Genomic DNA, 6,462 nt, shown 5'->3' on the forward strand with positions numbered 1-6,462 from the left:
CGGCGCCCCGCCGCGCCCCCGGCTCCCCATCCGGGAGCCTCCTGTGCGATCCCCTCTGCCACGTCCGCTCGGCCGTCACGAGCACGGCCAGAACTTCCTCGTCGACGACGCCGTCCCGGCCGCGATGGCCGCCGTCGTCGCCGGGTACCCGCCCCGGCCGCTGCTGGAGCTGGGCCCCGGTGACGGCGCGCTGACCGCCGCGCTGCTGCGCCTGCCCGGCAGGCCCCTGACCGCGGTCGAGCTCGACCCGTACCGGGTGGCCCGCCTGCGACGACGCTTCGGCGGCGGCCTCACCGTCGTCCACGGCGACCTGCTCGACGTCCGCCTCGACCGGCCCGTCGACGTGGTGTCCAACGTCCCGTTCGCCCTGACCACCCCACTGCTGCGACGCCTGCTGGCCGCCCCGCGCTGGGCGCACGCGCTGCTGCTGGTGCAGTGGGAGGTCGCCCGCAAGCGGGCCGCGGTCGGCGGCACCAGCGCCCTCACCGCCCGCTGGTGGCCGTGGTTCACCTTCACCCTGCACGACCGGGTCCCGGCCAGGGCGTTCCGGCCGGTCCCGGCCGTCGACGGCGGGGTGCTGGAGATCGCCCGCCGGGAGGTGCCGCTGCTCGACGCCCGGCCCCGGGACCACCACCGGATCGTCGACGCGGTGTTCACCGGCCGTGGTCGCGGGGCCGTCGACGTCGTCGGGCGGCGGTTCGGCCGCGCGCTGGCACGGGACTGGGCGCGCGAGTGCGGGCTCGGGCCGCGGACGCTGCCGCGTGACCTCGACGCGGGGCACTGGGTCCGGCTGCACGCCAGGGTGGCCGGGCGGAGGTGACCCCGGTCCCGCTCCGTTGCGCCGGGCGGTGGCGGTCTGCTCGGGTGGGCGACGTGGAGCACTCGGAGCTGACCCGGCGGCGGTGGCTGGACCACGGCCGCCTGTCGTCGCACGCCTGTCGCTGACCCGCCCCCGACGCCCCCCGCTCCGCCTCACACCGGCAGGTCACCCGTGTCCAGTTCCCCTTCTGCGACGCCCGGCGCCACCCCGCGCCGCGCCGCCGTCGCCAGCCTCGTCGGGACCACCATCGAGTGGTACGACTTCTACCTCTACGCCACCGCCGCGGCGCTGGTGTTCGCCCCGCTGTTCTTCACCGACGCCGACCCGGCCACCGGGGTGCTGGCCTCCTTCGCGACCTACGCCGCCGGGTTCGGGGCACGGCCGATCGGCGCGGTCGTCGCCGGGCACCTGGGTGACCGGATCGGCCGCCGCGCCGTCCTGGTCGGGTCGCTGGTGCTGATGGGCGTCGCGACGACGCTGATCGGGCTGCTGCCGACCTATCCGACCGTCGGGCTGCTGGCCCCGGTGCTGCTGGTGGTGCTGCGGCTGGCCCAGGGGCTCGCCGTCGGCGCGGAGTGGGCCGGTGCGGTGCTGATGGCCGTCGAGCACGCCGAGACCGAGCGTCGGCGCGGTCTGTTCGGCAGCTTCCCGCAGATCGGCTCCTCGGCCGGGATGCTGCTGGCCTCGGGCGTCTACACCGCGGTGCTCGCGATCGCGGGCAGGGAGGCGTTCCTCGCCGGCGCCTGGCGGATCCCGTTCCTGCTCAGCGCGGTGCTCGTCGTCGTGGGGCTGGCCATCCGGCTCACCCTCGCCGACCCCGCGGTGTTCACCGCCGCCCGCGACGCCGGGACACTGTCCCGCCGTCCGGTGCTGGAGGTGCTGCGCACCGACTGGCGCACCGTGCTGCTGACCGTCGGCAGCCGGATCGCGCAGAACGCGCTCTACATCCTCGCGACCACCTTCGCCCTCACCTACCTCGCCCGGGGCGAGTCCGGCGCGGCCGAGAGCGCCGGCCTGACCGCGGTGATCATCGCGTCGGCGATCGGGCTGTTCTCCACGCCGCTGTGGGCGGTCCTGTCCGACCGGGTCGGCCGCAAGCCGGTCTACCTGTTCGGCGCGATCGGGGCGCCGCTGTTCCTCGGGGTGTTCTTCCTGCTCCTCGACACCGGGGCCACCGTGCTGGTCGTCGTCGCGATGGTCGTGCTGGTCAACCTGTTCCACGACGCCATGTACGGCCCACAGGCCGCCTGGTACGGCGAGCTGTTCGACACCCGGCTGCGCTACAGCGGGGCCTCGCTGGGCTACCAGGTCGGCTCCGTCCTCGCCGGGGCGACGCCACTGATCGCCACCGCCCTGCTCTACGCCGGCGGCGGGACCCCGTGGCTGATCTGGGCCTACCTCGGGGTGCTGTTCGCGATCTGCATCGTCTCCACCGTCCTGCTGCCCGAGACCCACCGCGGCGGGCTCCGCACCGCCCGCGAGAAGGTGGTGGCATGACCGGCCGCATCCTGCTCAACGCCTTCGACATGGCCTGCGTGGGCCACCAGTCCGCGGGGCTGTGGCGTCACCCGTCCGACGAGGGGCACCGCTACACCGACCTCGACCACTGGACCTCGCTCGCCCGGATGCTGGAGGACGGCGGTTTCGACGCGCTGTTCCTCGCCGACGTCCTCGGCGTCTACGACGTCTACGGCGGCTCCCGCGACGCGGCCGTCCGCGCCGCCGCGCAGGTCCCGCTCGCCGACCCGCTGCTGCTGGTCCCCGCGATGGCCGGGGTGACCTCACGGCTCGGGTTCGGGGTGACCGTCTCGGTCGCCTACGAGCACCCCTACGCGCTGGCCCGGCGGTTCACCACCCTCGACCACCTCACCCGCGGCCGGGTCGCGTGGAACGTCGTCACGTCCTACCTGGACTCCGCGGCACGCAACCTCGGCCGGTCCGGGCAGATCCCGCACGACGAGCGCTACGAGCTCGCCGAGGAGTTCCTGGAGGTCTGCTACAAGCTGTGGGAGGGCTCCTGGGACACCGATGCCGTGGTCCGCGACCGCGACCGCGGCGTGTTCACCGAGCCGGACCGGGTGCACGACATCGCCCACCACGGCCGCTGGTTCGACGTGCCCGGCCCGTTCCTGTCCGAGCCGTCCCCGCAGCGCACCCCGGTGATCTTCCAGGCGGGCGCGTCGCCGCGCGGCGCCCGGTTCGCCGGCACCCACGCCGAGGCCGTCTTCGTGTCCGGCCCGTCGCCCGCGGTGGTCCGCCGCTCGGTCGACGCGGTGCGCGCCGAGGCCGCCCGCGCCGGGCGGGACCCCCGCTCGGTGAAGGTGTTCGCGATGCTCACCGCGATCGCCGGGGAGACCGACGACGCCGCCCACGCGACCCTGGCCGAGTACCTGGAGCTGGCCGACCCGTCGGCGGCGCTGGCGCTGTTCGGCGGCTGGTCCGGCGTCGACCTGGCCGGGGCGTAGCCGGAGCAGAAGCTCGAGTACGTGCAGACCGACGCGACCCGCTCGGCGCTGGCGTCGTTCACCGGGCCGGACCGCGACTGGACGGTCGGCGAGCTCGCGGAGTTCATCACCGTCGGCGGGCGCGGGCCGGTCGTCGTCGGGTCCGGGGTGACGGTCGCCGACGAGCTGGAGCGCTGGGCCGACGAGGCCGACCTCGACGGCTTCAACCTGGCCTACGCCGTCACCCCGGGGACGATGGCCGACGTCGTGACCCACGTCGTTCCCGAGCTGCGACGCCGCGGCCGGATGCCCGCCCCCGCCGACGCGGGCGGCCCCACCCTGCGCGAGCGGTACGGCACCGGCGACGGCGCCCGGCTCGCGAAGGACCACCCCGGTGCGGCGCACCGGACCCGCTGACCCGCACCGGAGCCGCTGACCCCGCACCGGACCCCGGCCCCGTGCCGGACCCCGACCCCGCGCCGGCTCGGGTGATCGCCAGGAGTGGAGCGGCCGGACGGGTGCACTGCCTCCGGCGCTCCACTCCCGGCGATCATCGGCGGAGCCCCGGGCGCACGGCCCGGGTTCACGGAGCCCCGGTCACCCCGTCGGGGACCACCGGACCCCGACCGGGTGGCCCTGCGCCACCGTCGCGTGACGCCCCGCGCCATCGCCGCACCGGCGTGGTCACCTCGGCCCCGGCCGGGTGGCGATCGGGGGAGTGCGGGCATGGCGGGATGGACGGGCAGCCGGGGCGCGGCGGTGGCGACGGCGGTCGTGGTCGGGCTGCTGGTACCGGTCACCCAGCAGGCGTCCGCGGGCCCCGCCCGGGTCGCGCCGCCCGTCGCGGCCGTCGTCCCCGCGGCGCCCGGGCCCACCGCGGAGACCGCGGAGACCGCGTCCACCGGGGCCACCGCGGAGACCGCGTCCACCGGGGCCACCGCGGAGACCGCGTCCACTGCCGAGACCGCTTCCATTGGCGAGACCCCGTCCACCGTGGCGCTCGGGTCCACGGCGACGTCCGGGTCCACCGGGGCCGATGCGCCCGTCGCCCCGGCCCCGCAGGCCCCCGCCATCACCCACCGCGAGGAGCGGGTCGACACCCCGGCCGGGCCGGTGACCGTCGACGTCGTCGTCGCCGACCTGAACCGGGCCGAGCTGCGCGCCACCCTGCTCACCGGTGCGACGGTCGGCGAGCGGTCCTCGGTTCCCGCGCACGCGCAGCGTGGCGGGGCGGCAGCCGCGATCAACGGTGACTTCTTCGACCTGGGGCGCAGCAACGCCCCCGCCGGGCCCTCGGTCCGCGACGGCCGCGCGCTGACCTCCGCCGTCCCACCGGGGCGGCGGCTCGCCCCGGGCGTCCCCGGCGCCGAGCAGGGCGACGTGCTCGCCGTCGACGACGACGGCACCCCGCGCCTGGACCGGCTCACCCTCGACGCCTCCGCGACCGGCCCGCAGGGCCGCCTCCGGATCGACACCCTCAATGAGGTGTTCTCAGTAGCGGGGTGGCAGGTCGTGGCGACACGCCGAGGGTGGTGAGATGAGCGGGAACGGGGCAGGACCCCGGTAGATCGGTTCGGTCCAGCACAGATCGACACCGTCACCGAGGTCCTGCATGTCTGATCCTGTCACCTACACCGCTGTCCTCCCGATCGGGGAGCGCACCGTGGCCTATCTGGCGCGGCTCCTGGTCCTTCAACGCCGTCGACGTGGCACCCGGCGGCGGGCGTTGACCCCGTTCGCCCAGGCAGTGCTGGTGATCCGCTGGTTCTGTGATGCTACCCGGGTCCGATGTTTGGCCGGTGACAACGCGATCAGCACTGCAACGGCCTACCGTTACCTGCACGAAGGCATCGACGTCCTCGCCGCGGCCGCACCCGGCCTGCACGGAGCCCTGCTCGCCGCCCGCACAGCCGGGCACACCCACGTGAATCTCGACGGCACCCTGATCGCCACCGACCGGTGCCGCGCGCTCGGCCTCACCCCCGGGGTCGACCTGTGGTGGTCGGGCAAGCACCGCCGCCACGGCGGGAACATCCAGGTCCTCACCGCACCTGATGGATGGCCGCTATGGACCAGCGACGTGCGGCCGGGCCGCGAGCACGACACCCGCTGCGCCCGTACCCACCCCGGGCTGCTCGAGGGCCTGGCCGCGTTCACCGACGACACCCACGCCGCGCTGGGCGACCTCGGCTACGAAGGCGAAGCCGACCGGCTCACCGTGCCCATCAAACTCGCCCCCGGCCGCGGGCAGACGGTCAACCAGCGCACCGTCAACACCCTGCACTCAGCCCTTCGTGCTCTGGCCGAACGCGGAAACGCCCTGCTCAAGACCACCTTCGCCGCGTTGCGGCGAGTCACGCTATGTCCCTGGCGCACCGGCGCGATCACCGCAGCTGCGCTCGTACTACTCCACACCGAGTACGACCGCACGACATGATCAACCCGCTACTGAGAACACCTCAATGCCTACGCCGTGCCGGTCGGCGGGATCGGGCTGTTCACCTCCGACTGGGCGGGCGACCGGGCCGCCACGCTGTGCGGCAGCGACACCGACCGGAACGCGCCGTGCGCACCGGACCGGGTCGAGGTCGTCGTCCGCGACGGCGCGGTCACCGCGGTCCGCCCGCCCGGCGGGGGAGCGATCCCGGCCGGGGACCAGGTCCTCGCCGGCCGCGACCAGGGCGCCGCCGCGCTGCGACGGCTCGCCGTCGGCGACCGGGTCACCGTCCGGTACGCGCTCGCCGCCGCGTCGGGGACACCGCCGCGGACCGCGGTCGGGGCGTCGCCGATCCTGCGCGACGGTGCACCCGGCGCCGGGCTGGACGCCCGCTCCCGCGACCCGCGCAGCGCCGCGGGCCTCACCGCGCAGGGACGGCTGATCCTGCTCACCGCCGACGGCCGCGAGTCGACCTCGGTCGGCATCACCCTGGCCGAGACCGCCGAGCAGCTGCGCCGGGCGGGCGCCGTCGACGGTGTCAACCTCGACGGGGGCGGTTCCTCGACGATGGTGTTCCGCGGCCAGGTCGTGAACAGCCCGTCCGAGGACGCCTACCGGCTGGTGCCCAACGCGCTCGGCGTCGTGGAGAACTGAGCGTCCGGGTCGCGGGCCACGGTCACCCCGAGCATCGCGAACAGCTGCTCCACCAGCCAGTCCCGCAGCTCGGCGCGGGCCGGCACCCGGCCCGCCTCCAGCCACAC

At 75.4% G+C, this 6,462-nt stretch carries 7 protein-coding genes; all 7 read left to right on the plus strand.

Annotation, left to right across the window (positions count from 1 at the left end):
* The first annotated feature begins 55 nt into the window (after positions 1-55).
* Positions 56-820, plus strand: a complete 765-nt coding sequence (locus Ae331Ps2_RS19155) for an rRNA adenine N(6)-methyltransferase family protein (RefSeq protein WP_139319025.1) — start codon at positions 56-58, stop codon at positions 818-820.
* Positions 821-991: 171 nt separating this feature from the next.
* On the plus strand, positions 992-2,317 hold the full coding sequence (locus Ae331Ps2_RS19160) for an MFS transporter (protein WP_075307341.1): 1,326 nt from the start codon (positions 992-994) through the stop codon (positions 2,315-2,317).
* On the plus strand, positions 2,314-3,285 hold the full coding sequence (locus Ae331Ps2_RS19165) for an NtaA/DmoA family FMN-dependent monooxygenase (protein ID WP_337819521.1): 972 nt from the start codon (positions 2,314-2,316) through the stop codon (positions 3,283-3,285). The genes Ae331Ps2_RS19160 and Ae331Ps2_RS19165 overlap by 4 nt, the downstream gene beginning before the upstream one ends.
* A 21-nt stretch (positions 3,286-3,306) precedes the next feature.
* Entirely contained in the window at positions 3,307-3,681 is a 375-nt protein-coding gene (locus Ae331Ps2_RS34325; protein ID WP_337819520.1) for a hypothetical protein, read from the plus strand.
* 309 nt (positions 3,682-3,990) lie between these two features.
* Positions 3,991-4,800, plus strand: coding sequence for a hypothetical protein (locus Ae331Ps2_RS19170; RefSeq protein WP_139318770.1), 810 nt, complete (start codon positions 3,991-3,993; stop codon positions 4,798-4,800).
* Between the two features lie 76 nt (positions 4,801-4,876).
* Positions 4,877-5,701, plus strand: a complete 825-nt coding sequence (locus Ae331Ps2_RS19175; protein WP_075313133.1) for a transposase family protein — start codon at positions 4,877-4,879, stop codon at positions 5,699-5,701.
* 36 nt (positions 5,702-5,737) lie between these two features.
* A complete protein-coding gene (locus Ae331Ps2_RS19180) occupies positions 5,738-6,355 on the plus strand; it encodes a phosphodiester glycosidase family protein (protein ID WP_075307337.1) in 618 nt (205 codons plus the stop codon).
* Positions 6,356-6,462: the final 107 nt, after the last annotated feature.

This window comes from Pseudonocardia sp. Ae331_Ps2 (genome assembly GCF_001932405.1).
Classification (GTDB): domain Bacteria; phylum Actinomycetota; class Actinomycetes; order Mycobacteriales; family Pseudonocardiaceae; genus Pseudonocardia.

Coding starts and splice junctions, on each gene's coding strand:
- Ae331Ps2_RS19175 (WP_075313133.1), top strand. CDS start 4,877: ATGTCTGATCCTGTCACCTACACCGCTGTCCTCCCGATCGGGGAGCGC.
- Ae331Ps2_RS19170 (WP_139318770.1), top strand. CDS start 3,991: ATGGCGGGATGGACGGGCAGCCGGGGCGCGGCGGTGGCGACGGCGGTC.
- Ae331Ps2_RS19165 (WP_337819521.1), top strand. CDS start 2,314: ATGACCGGCCGCATCCTGCTCAACGCCTTCGACATGGCCTGCGTGGGC.